The sequence below is a fragment of the Lactobacillus sp. WILCCON 0059 genome (assembly GCF_057197985.1).
In genome coordinates, this window is record NZ_JBUBHN010000001.1 from 1,257,048 (window position 1) to 1,279,579 (window position 22,532).

Annotated in this window: 21 protein-coding genes; 8 read left to right on the forward strand and 13 right to left on the reverse strand. The window is 48.6% G+C overall.

Annotation, left to right across the window (positions count from 1 at the left end):
* Positions 1–263 precede the first annotated feature (263 nt).
* On the forward strand, positions 264–1,280 hold the full coding sequence (asnA, locus tag ACYVUT_RS06020) for an aspartate--ammonia ligase (protein ID WP_484500300.1): 1,017 nt from the start codon (positions 264–266) through the stop codon (positions 1,278–1,280).
* Between the two features lie 59 nt (positions 1,281–1,339).
* Positions 1,340–2,638, forward strand: a complete 1,299-nt coding sequence (asnS, locus tag ACYVUT_RS06025) for an asparagine--tRNA ligase (protein WP_484500301.1) — start codon at positions 1,340–1,342, stop codon at positions 2,636–2,638.
* Positions 2,639–2,701: 63 nt separating this feature from the next.
* On the opposite strand, the gene ACYVUT_RS06030 is transcribed toward asnS, so the two are convergent.
* The 6 genes from ACYVUT_RS06030 to ACYVUT_RS06055 form a co-directional block, all read right to left on the reverse strand.
* The gene (locus ACYVUT_RS06030; RefSeq protein ID WP_439774884.1) at positions 2,702–3,709 is read right to left on the reverse strand and encodes a LacI family DNA-binding transcriptional regulator; all 1,008 of its coding nucleotides are present in this window, start codon (positions 3,707–3,709) and stop codon (positions 2,702–2,704) included.
* Between the two features lie 49 nt (positions 3,710–3,758).
* Entirely contained in the window at positions 3,759–6,776 is a 3,018-nt protein-coding gene (gene lacZ / locus ACYVUT_RS06035) for a beta-galactosidase, LacZ type (RefSeq protein WP_484501674.1), read from the reverse strand.
* 3 nt (positions 6,777–6,779) lie between these two features.
* Positions 6,780–8,663 carry a sugar MFS transporter gene (locus tag ACYVUT_RS06040; RefSeq protein WP_484501675.1) on the reverse strand — a complete coding sequence of 628 codons (1,884 nt, stop codon included), beginning with the start codon at positions 8,661–8,663 and terminating at the stop codon, positions 6,780–6,782.
* Between the two features lie 187 nt (positions 8,664–8,850).
* Positions 8,851–9,441 carry a sugar O-acetyltransferase gene (locus ACYVUT_RS06045; RefSeq protein ID WP_484500304.1) on the reverse strand — a complete coding sequence of 197 codons (591 nt, stop codon included), beginning with the start codon at positions 9,439–9,441 and terminating at the stop codon, positions 8,851–8,853.
* 60 nt (positions 9,442–9,501) lie between these two features.
* Entirely contained in the window at positions 9,502–9,693 is a 192-nt protein-coding gene (locus ACYVUT_RS06050) for a hypothetical protein (RefSeq protein WP_439774888.1), read from the reverse strand.
* Positions 9,694–9,730: 37 nt separating this feature from the next.
* The gene (locus ACYVUT_RS06055; RefSeq protein WP_484501676.1) at positions 9,731–10,570 is read right to left on the reverse strand and encodes an alpha/beta hydrolase; all 840 of its coding nucleotides are present in this window, start codon (positions 10,568–10,570) and stop codon (positions 9,731–9,733) included.
* A 227-nt stretch (positions 10,571–10,797) separates the two neighbouring features.
* Here ACYVUT_RS06055 and ACYVUT_RS06060 point away from each other — a divergent pair, with 227 nt between their 5' ends.
* The 4 genes from ACYVUT_RS06060 (at position 10,798) to ACYVUT_RS06075 (ending at position 13,127) form a co-directional block, all read left to right on the forward strand.
* A complete protein-coding gene (locus tag ACYVUT_RS06060) occupies positions 10,798–11,634 on the forward strand; it encodes a site-specific integrase (protein WP_484501677.1) in 837 nt (278 codons plus the stop codon).
* Positions 11,635–11,676: 42 nt separating this feature from the next.
* A complete protein-coding gene (lepB, locus tag ACYVUT_RS06065) occupies positions 11,677–12,243 on the forward strand; it encodes a signal peptidase I (protein WP_484501678.1) in 567 nt (188 codons plus the stop codon).
* Positions 12,244–12,302: 59 nt separating this feature from the next.
* Positions 12,303–12,872: a signal peptidase I gene (gene lepB / locus ACYVUT_RS06070; RefSeq protein WP_439774891.1), complete on the forward strand. Its 570-nt coding sequence runs from the start codon at positions 12,303–12,305 to the stop codon at positions 12,870–12,872.
* Between the two features lie 69 nt (positions 12,873–12,941).
* Positions 12,942–13,127, forward strand: coding sequence for an LBP_cg2779 family protein (locus ACYVUT_RS06075; protein WP_439774892.1), 186 nt, complete (start codon positions 12,942–12,944; stop codon positions 13,125–13,127).
* 359 nt (positions 13,128–13,486) lie between these two features.
* On the opposite strand, the gene pepT is transcribed toward ACYVUT_RS06075, so the two are convergent.
* From pepT to ACYVUT_RS06090, 3 genes are read right to left on the reverse strand one after another with little or no spacing between them, the layout of a single operon-like run.
* A complete protein-coding gene (gene pepT, locus ACYVUT_RS06080; protein ID WP_484501679.1) occupies positions 13,487–14,725 on the reverse strand; it encodes a peptidase T in 1,239 nt (412 codons plus the stop codon).
* A gap of 40 nt (positions 14,726–14,765) precedes the next feature.
* Positions 14,766–15,566, reverse strand: coding sequence for a Nif3-like dinuclear metal center hexameric protein (locus tag ACYVUT_RS06085; protein WP_484501680.1), 801 nt, complete (start codon positions 15,564–15,566; stop codon positions 14,766–14,768).
* The gene (locus ACYVUT_RS06090) at positions 15,559–16,251 is read right to left on the reverse strand and encodes a tRNA (adenine(22)-N(1))-methyltransferase (protein ID WP_484501681.1); all 693 of its coding nucleotides are present in this window, start codon (positions 16,249–16,251) and stop codon (positions 15,559–15,561) included. Before ACYVUT_RS06090 ends, ACYVUT_RS06085 begins: the two co-directional genes overlap by 8 nt.
* Before the next feature lie 143 nt (positions 16,252–16,394).
* Here ACYVUT_RS06090 and ACYVUT_RS06095 point away from each other — a divergent pair, with 143 nt between their 5' ends.
* Both ACYVUT_RS06095 and ACYVUT_RS06100 read left to right on the forward strand, forming a co-directional pair.
* A complete protein-coding gene (locus ACYVUT_RS06095) occupies positions 16,395–16,835 on the forward strand; it encodes an NUDIX domain-containing protein (RefSeq protein WP_484500310.1) in 441 nt (146 codons plus the stop codon).
* Positions 16,835–17,665: a M23 family metallopeptidase gene (locus tag ACYVUT_RS06100; RefSeq protein ID WP_484501682.1), complete on the forward strand. Its 831-nt coding sequence runs from the start codon at positions 16,835–16,837 to the stop codon at positions 17,663–17,665. The genes ACYVUT_RS06095 and ACYVUT_RS06100 overlap by 1 nt, the downstream gene beginning before the upstream one ends.
* 48 nt (positions 17,666–17,713) lie before the next feature.
* On the opposite strand, the gene ACYVUT_RS06105 is transcribed toward ACYVUT_RS06100, so the two are convergent.
* From ACYVUT_RS06105 to ACYVUT_RS06120, 4 genes are all read right to left on the reverse strand, one after another.
* Positions 17,714–18,769, reverse strand: a complete 1,056-nt coding sequence (locus ACYVUT_RS06105) for a bifunctional transcriptional activator/DNA repair enzyme AdaA (protein ID WP_484501683.1) — start codon at positions 18,767–18,769, stop codon at positions 17,714–17,716.
* A 170-nt stretch (positions 18,770–18,939) separates the two neighbouring features.
* Positions 18,940–19,167, reverse strand: a complete 228-nt coding sequence (locus ACYVUT_RS06110) for a hypothetical protein (RefSeq protein WP_484500313.1) — start codon at positions 19,165–19,167, stop codon at positions 18,940–18,942.
* Positions 19,168–19,187: 20 nt separating this feature from the next.
* A complete protein-coding gene (locus tag ACYVUT_RS06115) occupies positions 19,188–20,387 on the reverse strand; it encodes a hypothetical protein (RefSeq protein ID WP_484501684.1) in 1,200 nt (399 codons plus the stop codon).
* 361 nt (positions 20,388–20,748) lie between these two features.
* Positions 20,749–22,485: a mucin-binding protein gene (locus tag ACYVUT_RS06120; protein ID WP_484501685.1), complete on the reverse strand. Its 1,737-nt coding sequence runs from the start codon at positions 22,483–22,485 to the stop codon at positions 20,749–20,751.
* Positions 22,486–22,532: the final 47 nt, after the last annotated feature.

The window sequence follows — 22,532 nt, forward strand, 5'->3', positions numbered from 1 at the left end:
TTAGAGAGTTGCCGGCTGGTGGAAAGGCAACAGACCCTGGCTTTTTGAATAACACTTTTTCCAGATCGCCGGCTGAAGTCGCAGTAAGCCGTGCCGCCTGCAGGACGTTACCCTGCTAGAGCATGTTAGTGCTCGAAGTGGTTCGTTTAGAACAAGGTGGGTGGTACCGCGGAAAGAAGCCTTTCGTCCCTGTAGTTTTTGGGGATGAAAGGCTCTTTTTATGCCCTTTGACAAGTATTAGATTTTTAGCAGAGGCAAAAGATATGGCTAAATTAGTTATTCCAAGTGATTACGATCCGAAAATGACCATCCGCGAAACGGAAAAGGCAATCCGCTACATCCGGGAAACCTTCCAGACTGAATTTGGGACCGCGATGAATCTGGAAAGAATTTCCGCTCCCATGTTTGTCAAAAAGTCTTCCGGCTTAAACGACAACCTCTCTGGCTGGGAAAAGCCCGTTTCCTTTACCTTGCATGACGGGGATGAAGGCGAATTGCAGATCGTCCACTCCCTGGCCAAGTGGAAGCGCTGGGCCCTCAAGCAATACGGCTTCAAGCGCGGCGAAGGTCTCTTCACCAACATGAACGCCATTAGAAAAGACGAGGAAGTCTTGGACAACCTCCACTCAGTTTACGTTGACCAATGGGACTGGGAAAAGGTCATCGACAAGAGCGAACGGACTGAAGCAACCCTCCGCCAAACGGTTCAGCGGATTTTCGAAACCATCAAGGGGATGGAATACCACGTCCGTGCCCTCTACCCGCAAGCCGCCTACCACCTGCCAGAAGAAATCAGCTTCGTAACCAGCGAAGAACTGGAAGCCCGCTGGCCATCCTTGACTCCAAGCGAGCGGGAAGACAAGATCTGCCAGGAAAAGGGAGCAGTCTTTTTGGAACACATCGGCGGCGTCCTCCCGCTTTCCAAGAAGCCGCATGACCTCCGGGCACCAGACTACGATGACTGGACTTTAAACGGTGACCTGCTCTTCTGGTACGAACCGCTGCAACGGGCCTTTGAAGTCTCCAGCATGGGCATCCGGGTTGATGAAGACCGCTTGAAAGAGCAATTGAAGCTTGCCGGTGCTGAAGACCGGTTGGCTCTGCCTTTCCACCAGGAACTACTTAAGGGTGAGCTTCCTTACTCAATCGGCGGGGGGATCGGCCAGTCAAGACTTTGCATGCTGCTTTTGGGCAAGGCCCACATCGGTGAAGTCCAAGCCAGCATCTGGCCTGACGACATCGTAGAAAAATGCCAGGCAGCGAGAATCCAGCTTCTGTAAAAGAATCAACACAAAAACAACAAACTATACAAACAAAATACCGAGGTAAAGAGATAAACATGACAGAATTGATTTCAATCAGAGAATCAAGCAAGCACGTAGATGAAGAAGTCAGAATGCATGTCTGGCTGACTGACAAGCGGTCCAGCGGGAAGATCGTCTTCCTGCAATTAAGAGACGGTACGGCTTTCTTCCAAGGCGTTGTCCGCAAGAACAATGTCAGCGAGGAAGTTTTTGAAGCAGCTAAGGGCCTGCGCCAGGAAGCTTCCTTCTACATCACTGGGACCATCCATGAAGACGCCCGGTCCCACTTTGGCTACGAAATCCAGATCAGCGACCTGGAAGTTGTTTCCAACAACGAAGGCTACCCGATCACCAACAAGGAACACGGGATCGACTTCCTTTTGGACCACCGTCACCTCTGGCTGAGAAGCCGGCGGCCATTTGCCATCATGCAGATCAGAAACCGGATCTTCAAGGCCACGGTCGACTTCTTTGAAAACGAAGGCTTCGTGAAGTTTGATGCTCCCTTGTTGATGCACTCAGCACCAGAAGGGACCACGGAACTCTTCCACATTGACTACTTCGACCACGATGCTTACCTGTCACAATCCGGCCAGCTCTACGGGGAAGTCGGGGCAGAAGCCTTCGGCAAGATCTTTACCTTTGGGCCAACCTTCCGGGCAGAAGCTTCCAAGACCCGCCGGCACTTGACTGAATTCTGGATGATGGAACCGGAAATGGCCTGGATGCACCAAGATGAATCCCTGGACCTGCAAGAGCGCTTCCTGTCTTACGTAGTTGGCCAAGTCCTGGAGCACTGTGAATACGAATTAAGTATCCTGGGCCGGGACCTTGACAAGCTGCGCCCAGCCGCAGAGGGCAACTACACCCGCCTGTCCTACGATGACGCGGTCAAGATGCTGCAAGAAGCCGGCAAGGACTTCAAGTGGGGCGACGACTTCGGCGCGCCAGACGAAGCCTTCCTGTCAGAACAATTCGACCGGCCATTCTTCATCGTCAACTACCCGGTAGCAATCAAGCCATTCTACATGAAGAAGAACCCGGAAAACCCATTGACTTACCTCTGTGCCGACGTGGAAGCGCCAGAAGGCTACGGGGAAATTATGGGCGGGTCAGAACGTGAAGCTGACTACGACACCTTGAAGGCGCAAATAGAAGAAGCAGGCCTCAACCTGGATGACTACTCCTGGTACCTGGACTTGAGAAAGTACGGCAGCGTGCCGCACTCAGGCTTCGGGATGGGCTTTGAACGGGTTATCGCCTGGATCTGCAAGCTGGACCACGTTCGTGAAGCTATTCCATTCCCAAGAATGATCAACAGAATGCAGCCATAATATATACGAAAAATAGCTTGGAGAAAATTGATCTCCAAGCTATTTCTTTGCTGTCATTATGCCCTATTCTCTTGGGCAGGACTCCCGGTAAACGAGTTTAGTTGGGAAAGTGACCTTATAAATACCTGCCTCATCATCTTCCAGCAGGTCTTTCATGACCTTGACGCTGGCCCGGCCCATCTGCTGGGTTTCAACATGCACACTGGTCAAGGCAGGGTTGGCAAATTCGGCGGCAGTTGTGTCATTAAAGGAAATCAGACTAACCTCTTCTGGCACTTTGATCCCGGCCTCTTTAAAAGCCTTCAAGGCCCCGATAGCCATAGCATCATTGGCAGCGATCAAGGCTTCAGGGAAAGATCCGGACTTAAGGGCTTCTTTAATGGCTTCATAGCCAGACTGAGGGGTGAAGTTTCCTACGTAAACCAGGTCCGAGTCATATTGCTCCCGGGCTTTGAGGCTCTTCTTATAGTCGCGGAAGCGGAAGTCGATCAAGTTATTTTTGTCAAAATTACTGTCTAAATCACCATCTAAGAGAGCGATCCGCTCCTTGCCCTGCCGCCAAAAAACTTCTAAAGCCTCCTGCATGGCCTGGTCAAAATCGGCAACAACTGAGCAATAGCCTAGTTTCAAGGTGTCCGTATCGACAAAGACCAGGGGCAGGCCTGTCTTTTGGACTTCTCTTAAGCGGCTGGCTGGATACTGCTGGTAACCAATCATGATGATCCCGCTTAAAGCAGCCGGATCGGGCAAAGGATCGCCCACGTAAACGACTTGGCTCTGCAGGCCCTGCTTCTTGGCTTCAGCTTCCGCGCTGCTTCTGATTGAGTAGTAATAAAGGTCCTTGATCTCCTGCTCCTGGTCACACCAGAGGCAGATAGCCAGGCGCTTTTGCTTGCTCTTTCTGGTCTTACGGCTCTTATGGTAGTGCATGGCTTCAGCGGTCTCAAATATCTTCTGCCGCGTTGCCTCATTGACCGACAAGGTCTGGTCATAGTTCAAGACCCGGGAAACCGTTGCTGGCGATACGCCGGCTGCCTTGGCCACTTCTCTGATTGTTGCCATCTTCTTCACTCGCTTTACTTTTACTAAAATTTCATGCTGTTAAGTTAATTGTAGCATGTCATTCAGTAAAAAGGGGCTGAATTACCAAACGGAGCTGGCGGGCTTGCCGGGCATCCAGGCAGAACTCTGGGTGAACCTTCTGCCCCCATGAGTCATCCCCGCCGACCCCCATCTGGGACGCTAAAGCTCTGACCCAGGTGTAACTATTAGTCAGTTCAAAGGCATGATCAGCTGCTTCAATTTGTGCTACAGAATATGGTAAAGCAGACAGGTTTAAATCTGCCCCGTTAGCAGTAAATTCCAAGCCGCCCTTTTCATCAAAGAGCTGGTACCAGCGGACCTGGCTCCGGTTGCCGGCTTCTTGCGGGCACAGATATGGAGTGAAGTTCTTTTTAACTGTTCCCTGGTAAATGCCAAGATAATTGCCTTCCAAGCGGTCAGCGTAGCTTTCGCCTGGCCCCAGGCCATAGTAGCGGTAAGCGCTGAGTTCTTTTGGCAGGGCAAAGTTCAGACCAAAGGCTGGCAAATGGCCAGCTTCTTCTGCTCCCGGGAAGTCTGCGGTGACTGCAATCTTGCCCTGGCCGTCTACTTCGTAAGTCACAGTCAAGTCGCCCTTTAAGGCAACTGGAAGTGAGAAGGATGTCTTAACTAAAACAGAGTTTTCCTTGATCTCGTAGCCAATATCTTTCAAGCGGGCATACTTGCCGGCATTTTCCCACTTAGCTAGGTCATAGCCGTAGCCAGCTCCCCGGTCGTTGTCAGTCAGTGCCCGCCAGAAGGTAAATTCTGGCAGCCGCTTCAAGTATTCCCGGCCGGCATACTTGATGGAAACCGGCCAGCCTTTGGCCTTAGAGAAGAGGATCTTAAAGTCTTTCCCCTTAAGGCCCAGGTTGAAGTCAGAATCAACTAATTCCGGCCGCCCTTCTGGCTTGAATTCCGGCAGTTTCTCAGCTGCTTCTTCTGTTTCAGCTACCGTGAAGCCTTCTGGTGCCCATGGCAGGTCTTCTTTTATGTGGGCTGTTACTTGGTAGACGATCTCCCCTTTTTCATCTGCAACTTCCGGCCAAGGCAAAGCGAAGGTGCCAGACTCACCTGGTTCCAGGCCAAAGGTCAGAGGCCGGCTCTGGTAGGTCAATTTACCGTCAACCAAGAGGCTGGTCAAGAAGTAATAGGCTGAGCTGTTGGTAAATAAATTGTCGTTTTTGAGGAAGAGCTGCCCATCCTTTACTTCTAACTTGAGGTTGGCATAGAGAGCCTTGACATTGGCCAGTTTCGGCGACTGAGTCCGGTCAGCAAAAACCAGGCCGTCCCCGCAGAATTCATAATCAGTCGGCCGGTCATCGAAGTCTCCCCCGTAAAGAAGGTGACCGTCTTTCTCCAAGCCCTGGTCGATCCAGTCCCAGATAAAGCCGCCCTGGTAGTGCGGGTACTTTTCCAGGGCCGTGTAGGCAGCTAAGTCGCCAACTGAATTCCCCATGGCGTGGGCGTATTCAACTGAAATAAACGGCTTGGCTGGCTTCTTTGTCAGGTATTCTTCAATCACCTTGGCAGGAGCGTACATCCGGCTTTCGATCTGGGTCGCGTCATCAAACTTCCGGTTGTGGGTTACCCCTTCATAGTGCTGGACCCGAGTCGGATCAGCCTTTCTGACATAGTCAGCCATTTGGGCAAAGACGGTGCCGGCGTATGATTCGTTGCCTAAAGACCAGATCAAGATTGAAGCATGATTCTTGTCCCGGGCGATCATATTCTTTACCCGGGACAGGCTGGCTCCAAGCCAGCGCTGGTCGTCACCCGGCACGTTGAAGCTTGGATCTTCGTGGCCGACCTTTTCCCAGGTGCCATGGCTTTCCAAGTTGGCCTCGTCGATAACGTAAAGACCGTATTTATCGCACAAACGGTAAAAGAGAGACTGGTTCGGGTAGTGAGAGCAGCGGACGGCATTGATATTGTTTTGCTTCATGGTCTTGATGTCCCAGATCATGTCTTCTTTAGTGATGGCCCGGCCCAACTTGCTGTCGAACTCATGCCGGTTGACTCCCTTGAAGATGATCCGCCGGCCATTGAGGTACATGATCCCGTCTTTTAATTCAAAATTGCGGAAGCCAACATCCTGCCGGCTGACTTCCAGCAAACTGCCTAGTTGATAAAGGGACAAGCGGACCTGGTAAAGGTTTGGCTCTTCCGCGCTCCAAGGCTTGACCGGCAAATCAGTTAAGGTAAATTCCAGCTTTCCGCTTCTGATCGGACCAACTTTTTCAGCCACCAGGTCAGCTCTGCTGTCCCGCAGTTCCAGCTTAAAGCTGGCATTTGGCAGCCGGTAGGCAATATCAGCTTCGACCTGCAAACTCCCCTTTTGGTAGTCATTCGTCAAGCTGGCAGTCAGTTTCAAATCTTGCAAGTGCAGAATTGGTTTAGCCTCGAGGGTAACTGATCTAAAAATTCCAGACAGGCGCCAGAAGTCTTGGTCTTCCAGCCAGGAAGCGGAAGAATACTTGTAAAGAGCTACAGCCAGGCGGTTATTTTCCTTCTTGAGGAACTTGGTGACCATGAATTCGCTAGGGGTAAAGGAGTCTTCCCCGTAGCCAACGAAGTGGCCGTTCAACCAGACATAGATGGCTGTTGCCGCCCCATCGAACTTCAAGCTGACTTCCTTGTCCCAGAAGGCTTCATCCAGGTCAAAGTATTTGACATAAGAAGCAAGAGGATTTTTGCTTGGAACTTGCGGCGGGAAGATCTCTTCACTGCCATCCCATGGGTATTGGATGTTAACGTACTGCGGCTGGCCAAAGCCTTGCAATTCCAGGTTGCCTGGTACTTTGACAGACTTAAAATTGCTGTCGTCAAAGCCTTCTTCATAGAAGTTGACTGGTCCCTGGCCGTTTTCAGCGTAGTCGATCAGCCAGTCCCCGTCCAGGGACTGAACTAAACTGGACTTGCCCTCCTCTAATTCTTCCAGGCTTTGGAAGGACTCATGGTCTGAGTGCGGAGGAATTGCATTAACTTCATAGACTTCCGGGTCAGTCAGCCAGGCCAGGTCTGCCTGGTCAACTCTTTTTGCTTGCTTATTGTTCATTCTCTATTTCTTCCCTTCTAACTTAAATACATCGTCCAGAGCCTTGACGCTGTGGCCAATTGGCAAGAGCAGCTGGCTATTTGCGAAAGTTTCACTGTTGATGATGGTCACGACAACCGTGTCATCCAGCTTGGCCTGCTTGATGACCGGGTCCCAGAATTCCAGGATTTCCTGGCCAGCAGCAACTTGACTTCCTTCTTCAACGTAGCTGACAAAGCCAGTCCCGTTTAATTTGACCGTACCCAGGCCAATATGGATTAAGACCAAGACCCCGTGTTCATTTTCTAAAACAATGGAATGCCGGGTCTTAGCCAGCTGGCGGACAGTACCGGCAAATGGCGCGTAGACTTTCCCGTCTTCTGGCACCAGGGCAAAACCGTCGCCTAATTTTTTCTTTGAAAAGACCGGGTCGTTTACCATGTCCAGGTTCATCAACTGACCGGACAAGGGACTAGCCAGGGTGAAGCTTTCAGCTTGCGCCGGCTTTTGAGCATGGCTTCGGCTGAACTGGGCTTCCAGCTGGTCAACAATTTCTGCGTGCTTTTCTTCGGTCAAGAGGACCTTTTTTGCAAAAATCAAAACTGCTATCAAGAGCATGGCAGCCGGGAAGGCAAACATGGCAAGCTTGAAAACTGTCTGACCATGAGCGGTGATGGTTGAAGCAGTTGCGCCAGTAGTCATGCCGGCAGTAACGGCGATCAAGGAAACGAACCAGTTGGACAGTGCCCCGCCTAACTTGTCGACCAGAGGCCGGACAGACAGGGTCAAGGCTTCGTCTCTGTGGCCTGTCTTCAGCTGCCCGTATTCAACGGCGTCAGAGATGATCATCAAAACGACCAGGAAGGCCAGAGGCTGCGGAATAAAGAAGAGTTCAGCGCCAACCAGGGACAAGGCCAGGGAACCACTGGCAACTGAGAAGATGCCGATCCCTAAAAGCATTACCGCAATGCAGGCGTAGAAGAGGCGCTTTCTGTTAAACTTCTTGGCCAGTGATGGGAAGAAGGAAACAGAAACCAGGCCGACGAAGGTGTTGATGGTGTACAAGAGGCTGTAGCCATGGGCATCGCCCAGGATGTATGAGAAGTAGTAAAGCTGAAGAGCGTTCAAGGTGTTGACGCCCAAGCCGTAGAACCAGTAGGCAAAGGCCAGCCAGAGGAGCTGGTCGTTCTGCCCCAGGACCTTGAAGACCTGCTTCAAAGTCGTCTTCTCCTTGCTTTCCCGCAGAGCTGATTTAACTTCATGCGTGCCCAGGCCAACGGCAATTGAGGTCAGAATCCCGATTGTGGCAACAATCAAGGCAAAGAAGAACCAGCCCTGCTTGTCCCCGTTGGGGTTGGCCTTGCTAGCCGAAAAGAAGAGGACGATTGGAGTGATGACCACCCCGACTAGGTTAGCCCCGATAGTAGAGCCGACTCTGGCGAAAGTAGAGGTCTTCTCTCTTTCCCGGGAATCCAGGGACAAAGCCGGGATCATGGCCCAGAAGCCAGTGTCCTTAAAAGAGTAAAAGACGTCCATGATTAAGTAAACAATGCCGAAGATTACTAAGTAAACAACAGGATTGCTTTGGTTGAGTCCCCCAAAGTCGGTAAATAGGGCCAGGAGGGCCAGGGAGCTGATGATCCCCCCGCCCACAACCCAGGGCTTGAACTTTCCCCACCGGCTTTCAGTACGGTCGATTGCGTTCCCGATCAAGGGGTCGATCAGGACTTCTCCGATCCGGATAGCCGCGATCAAGTTGGTGATGATAAAGATCATCTTGTGGTCACCGGCATTAAAGAGGTGGGTGGTGACGAAAACGATAAAGTAGGTTGACAGAGTCGCGTAGAAGACGTCGTTGCCAAAGGCACCGGCCGCGTACGACAAGCGTGAGACAAGCTTTTTCTTCATGATTTTCTCCTTTGGATCTTTAACTTGTTTACGCTTACAGTATAGACTTGTTTACTAAACAAATCAAGGTATTTTACCAAAAATATTTTTAGTAAACAAAAAATGACTCTTTGCTGTTTACAAAGAGTCATTTGCTGCTATTTACTTGTACTGACTGAATTTAGTTTTTACCGATTATTCTTATCTCTTACTTCTTCCAGTTCAAGTCACTGGTCGCGTCATCTTCAGTAATTTCCCGGATGACCCGGCAAGGATTACCGGCAGCCACGCAGTTGGCCGGGATATCTTTGACCACGACGCTGCCAGCCCCGATAACGGAATTGTCACCGATTGAGATGCCTGGCACCACCCGGACTCCCCCGCCGATCCAGACATTGTTCCCGACAGTAATCGGATAGGCATATTCCAGGCCGGCCTTTCTTCTTTCCACGTCTAGCGGGTGGCCGGAAGTGTAGAAGCCGCAGTCAGGGCCGATGAATACATTGTCGCCAAAAGTCACCCCGCCGGCATCCAGGACAGTCAAGTTGTGGTTGGCGTAGAAGTTTTCGCCAACCTTGATATTCCAGCCATAGTCGCACCAAAAGTTTGGTTCAATATGGCAGTTTTCACCAGTTTGCCCGAGGATTTCCTTTAAGAGCTCCCTTCTTTCAGCTCCAGCCGTCAATTGGTTGTAGCGGAGGCACTTGGCCTTGCAGGCAGCCAGTTCTGCCATCAAGCCTTCGTCTTGGCCAGGATTGTAGACCTGGCCTGCCAGCATCTTTTCTTTTTCTGTCGTCATTTTTTCACCTATTTTCTATTAAGCTACAGTTTCAGTTTAGCACTGGAGATTAATCACAGGTCATTTCTTATTTTGAATTTTTTGCCAAATCTTTTTGCTAGAGAGGACCAGCAGATAGGCTGAATAGGCAAACATCAAGGTGAAGAGAACGCGGAAAAGAAAATTGCCCGGGTTCAGCCACAAGTTGCCGTAAACAATCATGCTGAACACAGCGTAGAACAACTGGCAGAAATCTAGAATTTGTTCTTTCATCTTAGTTACCTAAAAATACGATTTCAACTCTGCATTCTTACTTATTTGGCCAAAGAAACTTAACCACTGTCTTCAAGACCTTCGGGTTCTCCCGCAAGCGGCTGTGTTGAGCCATTGGGCCGGTAAATTTCTTTTCCCGGTAGCTTTTTGCTCTAGCTTTAACCAAGTAGCGCATGGACAGGGTTGAAGAATTGTTGATCCGACCATCTGAGTGACTGCCGTCTTCCAAATCACCGTAGATGTTCAGTACCCGGGCCTTAGGGAAAATCTTCCGCAAGACCAGTAAATGGCGGTAATTTCTGCTCAATTTATATGGGCGGCCATTCTTTCTGTCTTTTGAAGTTTTCAGTCCCTGCCCGCGCACTCCATTGTAGTGGCCGGCAATGCTGACCATCCGCTTAAGCTTTGGGAAGGACTTCTTTTGTCCGTAGTTGATCAGCATGTAGCTGATTGTCGTGTTCCCCATTGAGTGGCCAATCAAGTTCATCTGCTTGAAATTCTGGCTTCTTTTGACTGCTCTGATTGCTTGGTAGGCATACCAGGCATCGCGATTGTAGTTGAGATTGCGATTGTCTTTAAAGCCAACCAGGACCAATGGGTTCTTAGCCTTTCTGGACAGTTTCTCACTTAATCTGACATGGCCACGGGTGTCAACTTCAGCCTTGATGACTTGCTTGCAGGCACCTGACTTAACAGCCTCTTTGGCCAAAAATTCTTCCGCCTTGATGCTAGAGCTATAGCCATGGATAAAAAAAGTAGGCCGCAGAGCCCGCTTGCTTGATGCGGCTTCTACTTTTTGCTGCTGGTAACCCGAAAGACCCAGCGTCGCTAATAATAAAGCGACGGCTATCCCGGTTTTCTTTAAATGCTTGTCCATATAAACTATCCCCTTGTTCTATCTTTCTTCATCTTTTTCTCTAATTTGCTTCAATTTTACTGGATTTTTTGCTGGGAAGTCAATCGAACAGGACAATCTTAATAAAGTAGACTCGACCTTTTGCTAACGAGGTTTTATTGGGCGCGGCGAAGCCGCGTTAGTGTGTTATAATTATTGTAGTAACAATTAGGATGCTTAAATAAAGGCAAAATAGAAAGGAGCACGTCATGTATCCTCACCAAGAAGGCTTTGAAAATTGGTGCCGGGGCCCGCAAAGGCTCAGCCCCAAGTCAATTGAGAATGCCGATTACTGTTTGGACCACTTCTTTACCTATGCTGAAGTGAATTTTCCATCCAGTGATGTCAATGAAATCACGGCCAGCAACGTCCGCGACTACCTGCAGCAGTTGTCGACTAAAGAAAATCTGCAGGTCACGACCGTCAACAAGTACCTCTCCTATATCAAAAAGTACTTCTACTACCTGGCCCTGGCCGGAATTACCCCAACCTACCGGCTCCTGGACCTCAAAGGCTACTCTTTTGAGCGGCGGAAGACCTACGTGATTGGCTGGCAAGACCATTTGCCTGCCCTTATCCCCTACGTCAAGCAGCCGCTGACTCTCTGGCTGCTGCAGCTTTTTGCCCTGGGCTACCAGGCCAAGGAGCTCCTTGGAATTCGCTATAGCGATGTAAAGGACAATTTGGCTGAGATGACTGACTACCTAACTGGAACACTCTCATTTGAGAAGGACCCGGATCCTTATATCTTTGCCTCCAGATCCGGCGAAGCATACGCCAGCACCAACAATATCATGCAACTGGTCAAGGCCGACAAGGACCTCCTCTCCCCTATGCCGATCACTTTGACCAATCTCCGCCTCTCTTATATCTATTCCTTGATCAGCCAGCAGAAGTATTCTGACAAGGAGCTCCTGAACATTTTCCGCTGCCCGCCAAAGCGCCTGGCCTACTACCAGTACAACGCTGCCCAGTGCAATCTCATTCCATTTTCTGAAGAGATGCTAAAAAAGGCCGGCCCAGACGCCGCCCCTGCAAAAAAATAGGCTATAATAAGTTAATAGTCAGTAAAGGAGATTTTTAATCCAATGAAGAAAAAGAATACGCAAGCTGCTGAAGAAGAAAGCTGGGGCAAATTTTTCCGGGACGTCCTGGTCATGTTCCTGGTCTTTGTCTCAATCTATTATGTGATCTTCTCCTTCTTCTTAGCCAATGAAGTGGTGTCCGGCCCATCCATGCAGCCGACCTTTGAAGACGGTGACCGCTTGATCGCTGTCCGCCGTTTTACCCCTAAGAGAAACGACGTTGTCATCATCAAGGCACCAGACCAGGCCAACGCTATGTACATCAAGCGGGTGATCGGCCTGCCAGGTGACACGGTCCAGTCCAAGAATGACGTCCTCTACATCAACGGCAAGAAGACGGCCCAGCCATACCTTAACAACAAGTACAAGAAGGCTGACCGCTTAGCCGGGACCAACTACACGACCAACTTTAAGATCAAGCTGAAGAAGAACCAGTACTGGGTCATGGGTGACCACCGGGACGTTTCCAAGGACTCCCGCTACTTCGGCCCAGTCAAGCGGAGTAAGATCTTGAGCAAGGTAGTTCTGCGCTACTGGCCAGTTACCCAGATCAGCACCAGCTTCTATTAAGAGGCAAGCAAAGGGATCAAATCATCAGAGTGTGACAGAGAGAGCAAAAAATACAGAAAATGACAAGTAAAAAGAATAAGCAAGCAGCTGAAGAAGAGAGCTGGGGCAAGTTTTTCCGGGACGTCTTGGTCATGTTCCTGGTCTTCGTCTCAGTCTACTATGTAGTCTTCTCCTTCTTCTTAGCCAATGAAGTGGTATCCGGCCCATCCATGCAGCCGACCTTTGAAGATGGTGACCGCTTGATTGCCGTCCGCCGCTTTACGCCAAAGAGAAACGATGTTGTCATCATCAAGGCGCCTAACCAGCCAGGAGCCATGTACATCAAGCGCCTGATTGGCCTGCCTGGTGACACGGTCCAGTCTAAAAACGACGTCCTCTACATCAACGGCAAGAAGACGGCCCAGCCGTATTTAAACAATAAATATCAAAAAGCCGACCACTTAGCTGGGGTAACTTATACTAATAACTTCAAGGTCAAGCTGAAGAAGAACCAGTACTGGGTCATGGGTGACCACCGGGACGTGTCTAACGACTCACGCCGCTTCGGCGCGGTTTCCAGAAGCTCAATCTTAAGCAAGGTAGTCCTTCGCTACTGGCCAGTTACCCAGATCAGCACCAACTTTTACTAAAAAAATCTGAAGCTCCCTCACTAGCTTTTAAAAAAATGGTAAAATAAAGTTATTAAGGAGTGAAGATCAATGAAACCAGAAGAACTTTCGGATGCAATTATCGAATTTCAAAGCAAGCACGCTGTGAGCGACACTAACCTGGCCTTTGCCAGTCACCTCTCAGTGGAAAAGGTGCACGCCATGAAGCAAGGGCGGGGCAACTTTACCAGCGATGAAATCAACCAGATGCTGGACTATCTCCAGAGCCAAATGTAATCAACCGGGCCAAACGGCCCGGTTTTATTTTGCCCTTTTTCTTTTTATCCCTTCATTGTTTCACGCTAACTATTTTACATTTTACGTAAAGTGTAAAAGGACAAAAAGCTTGTTATATCAAGGATAGCAGCTATTATTTTCTTAACAGCTGCCATTTTTATCATTTAACTTTAACCCGCTATCGCAGGCTTTAAAGCCTGCTATTACGGCATTTTCTTTTTCAGCTCTGTAAGCCTTTTTCTCCGATTTTTGTTCCACGGTATCTTTTTACCCTATCTCCGGCCAAGTTATTCACAGGCAAAAAATAAGAGCCGCCCTAGAGCAGCTCCTATCCTTCAGTTATTCTTTTCTTGTTACTCCTACTTGTTCCGGTCAGCTTGCAGTTCAGCCATCTTGATCATGACGTCAACAGCCTTCCACATTGATTCCAGAACCGTGTATTCGTAGCGGCCGTGCATGTTTTCTTCCCCGGCAAAGAGGTTCGGGCAAGGCAGACCCATGTAAGTCAGTTGAGACCCGTCCGTGCCCCCTCTGACTGGTTCTTCGTTGATTTCAGTCAAGCCGCAGGCTCTGTAGGCATCCCGGGCCAGATCAATGATTTCCATGTGCTTGGCCAGTTCATCAGCCATGTTGTAGTACTGGTCCCACATCTTCAACTTGATTCTTTCCCCGTACTTGGTGTTGAGTTCAGCCACCTTTCCCTTGACCAGGTTCTTCCGGGCTTCCAAGCCGTCACGCTTAAAGTCACGGATGATGTAGGCCAGGTGGGCGTTGTCAACCGTACCAGAGAAGTCCATCAAGTGGTAGAAGCCTTCTTCGCCTTCAGTCTTTTCCGGCACTTCGTCTTGCGGCAGGGAGTTTTGGAAATCGATCCCGACTTGGATAGCGTTGATCATCTGCCCCTTGGCTACAGCTGGGTGGACGTTAACGCCTTGGATGTCCAATTCAAACTGAGCTGCTGAGAAGGTCCCCCAGTCCAGCTTGCCCGGGCCTTCCCCGTCAACCGTGAAGGCAAAGGCAGCGTTGAAGTCATCCACGTCAAAGTGTTGAGCACCAGTGCCGATTTCTTCGTCTGGCGTGAAGCCCAGGCGGATTTCCCCATGCTTGATTTCCGGGTGAGCCAGGAGGTATTCAGCAAAGGTTACCAGTTCGGCATCCCCGCACTTGTCGTCCCCGCCCAAAAGTGTGTCACCAGAAGCTGAGATGATGGTCTGCCCCTTGTACTTCTTCAAGTTCGGGAAAACGTCCGGATCCAGGTAGAACTCGCTGTCGCCCAGTTGGATCTTGCTTTCCCCGTCGTAGTTTTCAGTAATCTGCGGCTTAACGTTTTCTGAGTTGAAGTCAGCCGTGTCGCAGTGAGCCAAAAAGCCCATGACCGGCACGTCCCAGTCAACGTTGGAAGGAAGAGTAGCGATGACCGTGCCGGCCTTTTCGTTGTAGTGAACGTCACTTAAGCCCAATTCTTCCAGTTCCTTCATGATGACCATTTGGTAGTCCACTTCTCTTTGGGTGGATGGGAAGCGGTCAGAGTGCTCGTCTGACCGGGAGTTGATCTTGACGTACTTCAAAAATCTTGGCAGCAAAGTTGGGTATTCCATTTTTTCTCCTTTTACCTTTACATAATCAAAAATATTTCACTTAGTCAAAAATATTCCGGAAGGGATCGGTTGATTCAGCGCTGATCATGCACTCTAGCTCCCAGCCCTCTTCCTTCTGCCAGGCTCTAAGGCGCTTGGCAGCTTCATACTTGAAGAGCTTCTCCGTGTAGTGGCCCGGGTCAACCACTACCAAACCAGACGAAATCATGTCATGGCCAGTGTGGTAGTAGACATCACCGGTAATGTAGGCGTCACAATGATCTCGTAAAGCCTGCTTCCAGAACTTGTTCCCGTCCCCGCAGACAAAGGCGACAGTTTCCACCATTTTATCCTGGTCAGCGCAGATCAAGCGGACCATGTCCACCCCCATCTTTTCCTTGACGTAGTGGGCAAAATCAATGGCCTTCATTGCCTTAGGCAGGCGGCCCTTCCGGCCAATAGCGATGCCATCGTCATCGGGGGCAAAACCCGTTACGTCCAAGAGGCCAAGCTCTTCAGCCTGCCAGTCGCTTGACCCGTCTTGGGCCTTGTCAGAGTTAGTATGGATGGAGTAAACGGTGATTCCATTAGCGATAATCTTGGCGTACATCGCCTTTTGCGGGTCGCTGTAGTCCAGGTTGTTAACCGGCCGGAAGATCAAGGGGTGGTGGCTGACGATGAGGTCAGCTCCCCGCTTGATAGCTTCATCGACCACGTTTGGCCGGACGTCTAAAGTCACCAGGATCTTGTGGACCGGTGCTTCCAGGCTGCCGATCTGCAGGCCAACCGGGTCACCGGCGCTGGCGATGCTTTCCGGGAAAGCTTCATTGAGTTTAGCAACAATGTCTTTTACTTTAGTCATTTTCCTCACCTAATTCCTGCTTGATCATGGCCAGCAAGTCTTCGACTTCCTTGATCCGGGTCAAGTCCTTTTCCCGGGCCTTGTTGAGGTTAGCCAAGAGCTTTTGGTAGTAGGCTTCCTGCCCCTGCCACTTTTTATAAAAAACATCAGTCTTGTTCTTTAAGAGCAAGGGACCAAATTCCTGCTCGCGGACAGTCAATTCGTGAACCTGGTCAGTCAGTTTGGCCTTGATCAGTTCATAGATGTGGCCTGCTTCATAGACGATGTCTTCAGCGACGATCTCATACTTGTTTACCATCAACCAGCGGCGGACGGTATTTTCCCCGATATTGGCTTCAAGGACCAAAGTTGGGTAGTAGACGCCCCGGGAGGCAGCTTCAGAGAGCAGGTTGACCATCAATTTGCCACCCATGCCGGCGATGACGACCGTGTCGATCTGGTCACTCTCCTTGATGGTTTCCAGGCCTGAACCCAGCCGGGTTTCAATTGCCTCCGACAGGCCAGCGGCGGCGATGTCAGTTTTCGCGTTCTCCAAGGGGCCAGCGGCAACGTCACTGGCGATGGCGTGGCTGATCTTGCCGCTCTCTACCAGGAGGATGGGCAGGTAGGCGTGGTCGGTGCCGATATCGGCCAAGCGGCTGCCTGGATCAACCATTTCGGCAAGTCTGTTAAGTCTTAAATTCATTAGTAAGCGCTCCTTTATCCAAAAGTAGATTTTATCATAAGTCAGCTGGCAAAAAGCGGTTTCTGCAAAAAAATAATCTCTGTGCTATAATTGGGAGTAGTTTTGTCAGCATTTTGGATGACAGGAGGCAAAGAGAAAGGGAAATGGACCGGACGGAGCCTACAACTTTAACTAATATGTGTATGATCGTGGACCAGGACCGGGTCTTGACCATCGACCGGGAGGATCCGGTTTGGCCAGGTCTGGCTTTCCCGGGCGGTCATATTGAAAAACATGAGTCTTTTCATGATTCAGTCATTCGCGAGGTCAAAGAAGAAACCAACTTAGACATCGTCAGTCCCCGCTTGGTTGGCTTCAAGCAGTTTTTTGACAAGCTGGACCGGCGCTACCTGGTCTTCTTCTACCGGGCAGATCAGTTCTCAGGGAGTCTCCACGCTTCAAGGGAAGGCAAACTGGAATGGGTCAAGATCAGCGACTTGCCTAAGCGGCAGTTAGCCTACAACTTTGACCGGGACCTGGAAGTCTTTTTAAAAAGTGACATTGATGAGCATGTATTGTTGGACAAGAAGGACTTTTTATATTAATGAGCAAGAAAAAGAAAAATAATAAGAATAAGAGCAAGCGGATCTGGGGCGGGGTCGTGACGGTGGCACTTTTTGCCGCCCTCTTCGCTTTCGCGGGTCTCTACATCAAGAACTATCCGGTGGAAAAGGATATCAAGCTGGTGGCGACCCAGCCCAAGGCCTTGAAGGCCAAGAAGACGGTGGCTGAAAAGGACATCTGGGGCTATCCATTCGCCAAGTGCTACACCAAGAAGATCAAGTACCTGTCTGGCCAGCGCTACGGGAAGACCGACGTCTGCCGGCGGGTCTACCCGAAGAAGTCCTACTTCCATGACGGCTGGGACTTTGGCTGGAGCGAGGTCGGCAACAAGGCAGCGGTTTTGGCCATTCACCCGGGGACGGTTAAGAAAGTTGCCTACTGCACGGGTCTTGGCTGGTACATCTGGGTCGTTTCTCCAGATGGCTACGTGGAAGTTTACCAGGAAGGTTTTGCTAACCGGTCCGACATTATGGTTAAGGCAGATCAGAAGGTCAAGCTGGGCGATAAGCTTGGCCGGCTGACTGACTCCCACCTGCACCTGGGGATCACCAAGACTAGCGCTGACTACATCAGCAAGCATGGTCACCCTTACAAGAACTACTGGCGGGACAACGGCACCTGGCTAAACCCGATGAAGGTGATTACTGACAGCTTGAAGCTGCAAGCAGATGTCAAGGAATACAACGCCAAGGCAACCAGCTACAATGCCAAGGCGACCAGCTACAACGAGAAGCTGGCGGCTAAGAAGAAAAAGCTGAAGGCGGAAGAAAGCAAGCACCCTTACCACTACTTGAAGTCATTTATCAAATAGAGATAGAGAAAAAGACGACTGAAATTAATCAGCCGTCTTTTAGTTTGCTCACTTTTTTACCCCGCCCTTTTCCAGGTCTAATAGATAACGCTTAGCTTCAAGGCCCACCGCGTATCCAGTCAGGCTTCCGTCAGCCCCAATGACCCGGTGGCAAGGAATTAAGATCAAGATTGGGTTGCAGTGGTTTGCCATGCCCACGGCCCGTGAGGCCTCCTTGCTTCCCGTCATCTCCGCCAGTTCTCTGTAAGTTCTGGTTTCGCTATACGGGATCTGCCGCAGCTGCTCCCAAACTTTCTTCTGAAAATCCGTTCCTTTCGGATTCAAAGGCAGATCAAAGTCTTGCCTTTGGCCGGCAAAATATTCAGATAGTTCCGCTTTGCAGGCCTCGACCAAGTCGCTTGACGGGTCGCCGGGGATGATCCGGTCAGCCGGGATTTTGTCTGCATCCCTGCCAGCCAGCTTTTGCTGCACGCCTGCTGGTTCAATGCAGAGAATGGCGTCTTGCGAGGCAATAATCCTGAGCGGTCCAATTGGCGTGTCCATCACGGCTCGGCTGATATTGCTGGCAAAAATCTGCCTGTACTTTGCCGGCGGCATTCCGGTCTGCCGGCGAAAATGCGCGTAAAAAGTTGATATATTTTCATACCCAGCGGCGCCGGCTGCATCGAGAACGCTGGCCCCAGCCTGCAAGGCCTGTTTGGCGGCATCAGTGCGCACCTGGGTCAAATAATCCTTGACCGGCATTTCATAATATTGCTTGAACAGCAACGACAAGTGCTTTTTACTTGCGCCAAGCTCTTTAATTTTATTATTCAGCTGTTCCTGGTCGCTGAAATAGTGATCAACCACGGCCTTGCTTGCTTCAGCCAGCTCACGGTCCGGATCATAGGCAGGCAAGTCAGGCCGGCAACGCTTGCAGGGACGGTAGCCAGCTGCTTCTGCTGCTTCCCGCGTAGTAAAATATTCAACATTGGCCCTTTTAGGAACTTTTGATTTGCAAGAAGGCCGGCAAAAGATTTTGGTAGTCTTCACGACATAATAAAATTTTCCATCATAAGCCTGGTCGCAAGTTTGGACTGCCTGCCACATTTCGTTGTCATCCATAGCTCTTCTCCTCGTTGTCAAGCAGTAGAAAGTTTTCAAAAAGCACTTTCATCTATATGAAACTTTAACATATTTAGCCAGTTTTTGCTTCTGAAAAAGGCAGATTCAATTGCTTGGGACGAAAAAACGGCTGAGTTAGGTCAGTCGTTCTTTTGCTGATTTTTTACTTTCTACTTTGATTCTTCACTTAATTCATCATAAAGCTGTGCCAGCAGCATGACCAAGGGCCACTTGGTGTGCATTAAGCGCTCAGGACTAGATACAAAATGACGTACTGTCTGATATGGAATCCCTGTTCTTTCAGCAATCATCTTCCGACTGTTATTTTGATTTTTAAGCAATGCTTCTGCTTTATGAATGTATTTCAAGCTTTCCTCATTTAGCTCTATCTTGTCCACATTTTTTACCTCTTTTTTAGTTATGCTGACAATTTCAAGGAGACGCAGTTAACGCCGCTTTTGGCGAGCTCAGCGTCACCGAAGCCATCTGGTGCCTGCTCACTAAAGTAGATATTGTTAGCAGCCCAGTTGTCACCGTCCGCATGGTGATGGATGATGTACCAAACTTGCTTCTTATCAGTGTCTAAAGCAATAGTTTCACCGCCACCATAGATATTCTGATCGTCAAAAAGCATGGTTAAGTCATTAAATCTCAAATTGATGCGCTTATCGTCCAACTGATTGTTTTCTTCTACCCAGCTTGCTAAATTACGCAGTGACTTACGCCATTCCTTTGCCTTTTTACCAGCTTCCTTTTGGGCCTTGTACTTTTCAATCAGTTCCTTGCCTGCATCTGTATCAGAGACATCTTCGTACTCTACATAGTAGATGTCACCATAGCCAGATACATTGTCTTCGTCACTGACAAAGCGGCTTGAGATACACTTCCCTGCACGGTAAGTAGTGTCTCCATTTGCTGCCTTCTTGGCCAAGACAGTCATGCTACCAATTTTAGGCTCAGAGCTGCGGTCTGCTGGAATCTGGCGAGTAAAGTGATTCTCTAGCCACTGCTTTCTCTTTGCCCGTTTGGTTTCACGTTCAGCTTGCTGAGCTTCTACCTTTTTTCTCCGCATTTCTGCAAGCTCATCATCATAGATAAAGCAGCCAAGATGATGCAAGTTATCGATTCTCTTTTCGTTGATGTACATGTCATCAGCGAACTGTTCACGGATATACTTGATATTCCGTCTAGCAACGCCTAAACGGACAAGTTTACTGATCTCTTCGTCATATTCAGTGACGTTGAGGTTTTTGAGTTCTTCTCTTTGATCTTCAGCATATCTAACGTCACTAGGAGATGGAATAAAACTCTCATCCTCCCACTTGTTCTTGAAGGCGTTATAGATGCTTTCAGAACGCTCATCTTCGTATTGCTTACTGCCGATTGGGACAAGGAGGCGCTTAGTGCCGTATCTGCTCTCTTCCTTTTGGACTTCAACCAGGTAGTCAGTGAGTTCTGTTCCTGCCTCGATATCCTTGTTGGAATCATCGATCAGCATTTTGACTTCGTAATCACGTTCAATGCCGCCATGGCCTTGCCAATGCTGAATACAGCTCCAATACTTACGTCCCTTCTTGACGAGTTTTACGTTAACTTTTTGTACAAATGTAGTAGTCATTTTTTGGTCATTCCTTTCAACTTTCTGTACCTACAGTATACCATTATTGTGCCTAAAATGGAACATATATAAATAGAAATGTAGGCACATTTTCCAAGATAGGTACTCTATTAGAGCTAGAAGCGGTAAATGCAAATCTAATAAGGCGTAACAAAAGGCCCTAAGTTTGGGTACTCAGAGCCTTTTGCCATCTATATGCTATTTTCTGGTTTAGTTATCTTGATGTAATGCTATTCAGAAGGGTAAAGGAAAAGCCGTCACAAGGACGGCCGACCAAAAAATAATACTACTAGGTCGTGCTAACCCGACCTAAGTCAATTTTACGGGGTTTAACGGGTAATTGCAAGCTTAGCCGCTAATATTACTTCCAGAATTCTTGGTATTCAACGACATATGCTTTACCATTGATAGTAACAGCAGTTGAGCCAATACATACTTTTTTAAAAGTAGGATTAATGATATTGATATAGTGACCAGTAGTTTGGCCAAATCCAGTATGGCCCGTATCATAGGTTTCTTTTTCTGCCCTAATAGCTTGCTTAAAAGAATCTAATAGGGAATACGCCATCTTGGCTGAACTAACATCGTTCATACTCTTTCCTAATGACACTCCATTATTATTCTCAGCATCCCTTTTAATATCAATACCATTAGTAGTGTGGTAAAAATTTTCATATCCACTTGCAGCTGATTTTTCAGCATATTTCTTTACAACTCGATTTACTTCATCTTGCTTATCATATGCATAAACTAATGGCTTAGCTCCATTTCCAGCTTTAGCTCTAATATCGTTCAATAACTTAAGGAAATCTTCGGAGGTCTTTTTCTGCCAATATTCATCCCAAACTAAAATTGGATGAGTTGAGCCAGCTGGTTGATTAGTATTGGTAAAACCGTCAGTTTTTACCCAGACTGAACTATTGTTGTCCAATGGATCAGCAATGTTGTACCACTTTACGCCATTCTTGTCCGTAGCAGTTGCTGATACGTGATAAACAATAGGGTAGTAGGCTCCTTCAAAATATTCCGTTGTTGCAGCATTCTTCTTTCTACTCAGCGTGTTATCGGAATTCAAAGTAAACATATCAATATTCTTGCTTCCGTCTGCTGAGCTAATATCTCTCTTAACGTTGAAGTTTGCAGATATGATGGATAAAGTGTTCTTTACAGCTGGTGGTGTAACTGGCTTATCTGTATCAGTTGATAATACCCAATATTTATTGTCATCCGTATCTGTAACATAATAGTAGGTATTTCCTTTTGAATCAGTTGCTTGCTTAGAAACTTTAAATGTCTGTTCACCATCCATCGCTGTAGTTTCGCCTTCATTTACAAAGGAAGAACCATTTCTTGAATACATAGTGTATTTGTATTCTTTTCCACGAGACGTTGTTATTGCCTTATTTGCTTTTACAGTAAAGGTCTTCTTAACAGAACTTGAACTACTAGAAGCATTTGATCCACTATTAGTTTGCTTAGACGTAGAAGATGAGTTAGTACTTGAGCTGCTGTTAGCCGCTGAAGCATTCTTCTTGTAGGTCACCTTGATAGTCTGATTCTTTCGCTTGTAAGTTACCTTAGCCGCACCTACGCTAGAACGACTGGCGGTATAGCCTTCTACCTTGGCTACAGTATACTTCTTCCAAAAAGAAGTACTCCACTTGCCATAAGTCATTTTCTTGGTCTTGTTATCAGTCTTCACACTCCGCTTGATGTAGGCATTCTGAATTACCTTCTTCTCACCTGTTGGCTGAAAGAGCTTAATAGTTCTGGTGATTTTCTTAGTCTGCGTGGAATAGCTGTAGCGAACAAATACTTTCTTGGCATTGCTAGTACGGATGTACCGCCCCTTGCCAAGGCTATAGTACTTCTTCCCCTTGATAGTCTTAGTACCGTAAACGGTCAGCTTGGCATTCTTCTTGTAAGACTTCTTGGTCTTCTTGCCCTTTGAGGTGTAGACATAAGCCTTCTTAGATACACGTACTTGGTACTTAGATGCGGCTTGTACGCTTGCTTGCGGTACTACAGAGATAAAAGCACCTGCTGAAAGCAGTGCGACTGAGGCTGATACGCCAGTGATAATTTTTGTGAGTTCCATTTTTCTGTTCTCCTAAATTAGACAAATCATTTCCGTAATTAAATTAT

Bases quoted from the DNA above. Each gene is read 5' to 3' on its own strand.
- asnA (WP_484500300.1), top strand. From the start codon at position 264: ATGGCTAAATTAGTTATTCCAAGTGATTACGATCCGAAAATGACCATC.
- asnS (WP_484500301.1), top strand. From the start codon at position 1,340: ATGACAGAATTGATTTCAATCAGAGAATCAAGCAAGCACGTAGATGAA.
- lacZ (WP_484501674.1), bottom strand. From the start codon at position 6,776: ATGAACAATAAGCAAGCAAAAAGAGTTGACCAGGCAGACCTGGCCTGG.
- ACYVUT_RS06040 (WP_484501675.1), bottom strand. From the start codon at position 8,663: ATGAAGAAAAAGCTTGTCTCACGCTTGTCGTACGCGGCCGGTGCCTTT.
- ACYVUT_RS06045 (WP_484500304.1), bottom strand. From the start codon at position 9,441: ATGACGACAGAAAAAGAAAAGATGCTGGCAGGCCAGGTCTACAATCCT.
- ACYVUT_RS06050 (WP_439774888.1), bottom strand. From the start codon at position 9,693: ATGAAAGAACAAATTCTAGATTTCTGCCAGTTGTTCTACGCTGTGTTC.
- ACYVUT_RS06055 (WP_484501676.1), bottom strand. From the start codon at position 10,570: ATGGACAAGCATTTAAAGAAAACCGGGATAGCCGTCGCTTTATTATTA.
- ACYVUT_RS06060 (WP_484501677.1), top strand. From the start codon at position 10,798: ATGTATCCTCACCAAGAAGGCTTTGAAAATTGGTGCCGGGGCCCGCAA.
- lepB (WP_484501678.1), top strand. From the start codon at position 11,677: ATGAAGAAAAAGAATACGCAAGCTGCTGAAGAAGAAAGCTGGGGCAAA.
- lepB (WP_439774891.1), top strand. From the start codon at position 12,303: ATGACAAGTAAAAAGAATAAGCAAGCAGCTGAAGAAGAGAGCTGGGGC.
- ACYVUT_RS06075 (WP_439774892.1), top strand. From the start codon at position 12,942: ATGAAACCAGAAGAACTTTCGGATGCAATTATCGAATTTCAAAGCAAG.
- pepT (WP_484501679.1), bottom strand. From the start codon at position 14,725: ATGGAATACCCAACTTTGCTGCCAAGATTTTTGAAGTACGTCAAGATC.
- ACYVUT_RS06085 (WP_484501680.1), bottom strand. From the start codon at position 15,566: ATGACTAAAGTAAAAGACATTGTTGCTAAACTCAATGAAGCTTTCCCG.
- ACYVUT_RS06090 (WP_484501681.1), bottom strand. From the start codon at position 16,251: ATGAATTTAAGACTTAACAGACTTGCCGAAATGGTTGATCCAGGCAGC.
- ACYVUT_RS06095 (WP_484500310.1), top strand. From the start codon at position 16,395: ATGGACCGGACGGAGCCTACAACTTTAACTAATATGTGTATGATCGTG.
- ACYVUT_RS06100 (WP_484501682.1), top strand. From the start codon at position 16,835: ATGAGCAAGAAAAAGAAAAATAATAAGAATAAGAGCAAGCGGATCTGG.
- ACYVUT_RS06105 (WP_484501683.1), bottom strand. From the start codon at position 18,769: ATGGATGACAACGAAATGTGGCAGGCAGTCCAAACTTGCGACCAGGCT.
- ACYVUT_RS06115 (WP_484501684.1), bottom strand. From the start codon at position 20,387: ATGACTACTACATTTGTACAAAAAGTTAACGTAAAACTCGTCAAGAAG.
- ACYVUT_RS06120 (WP_484501685.1), bottom strand. From the start codon at position 22,485: ATGGAACTCACAAAAATTATCACTGGCGTATCAGCCTCAGTCGCACTG.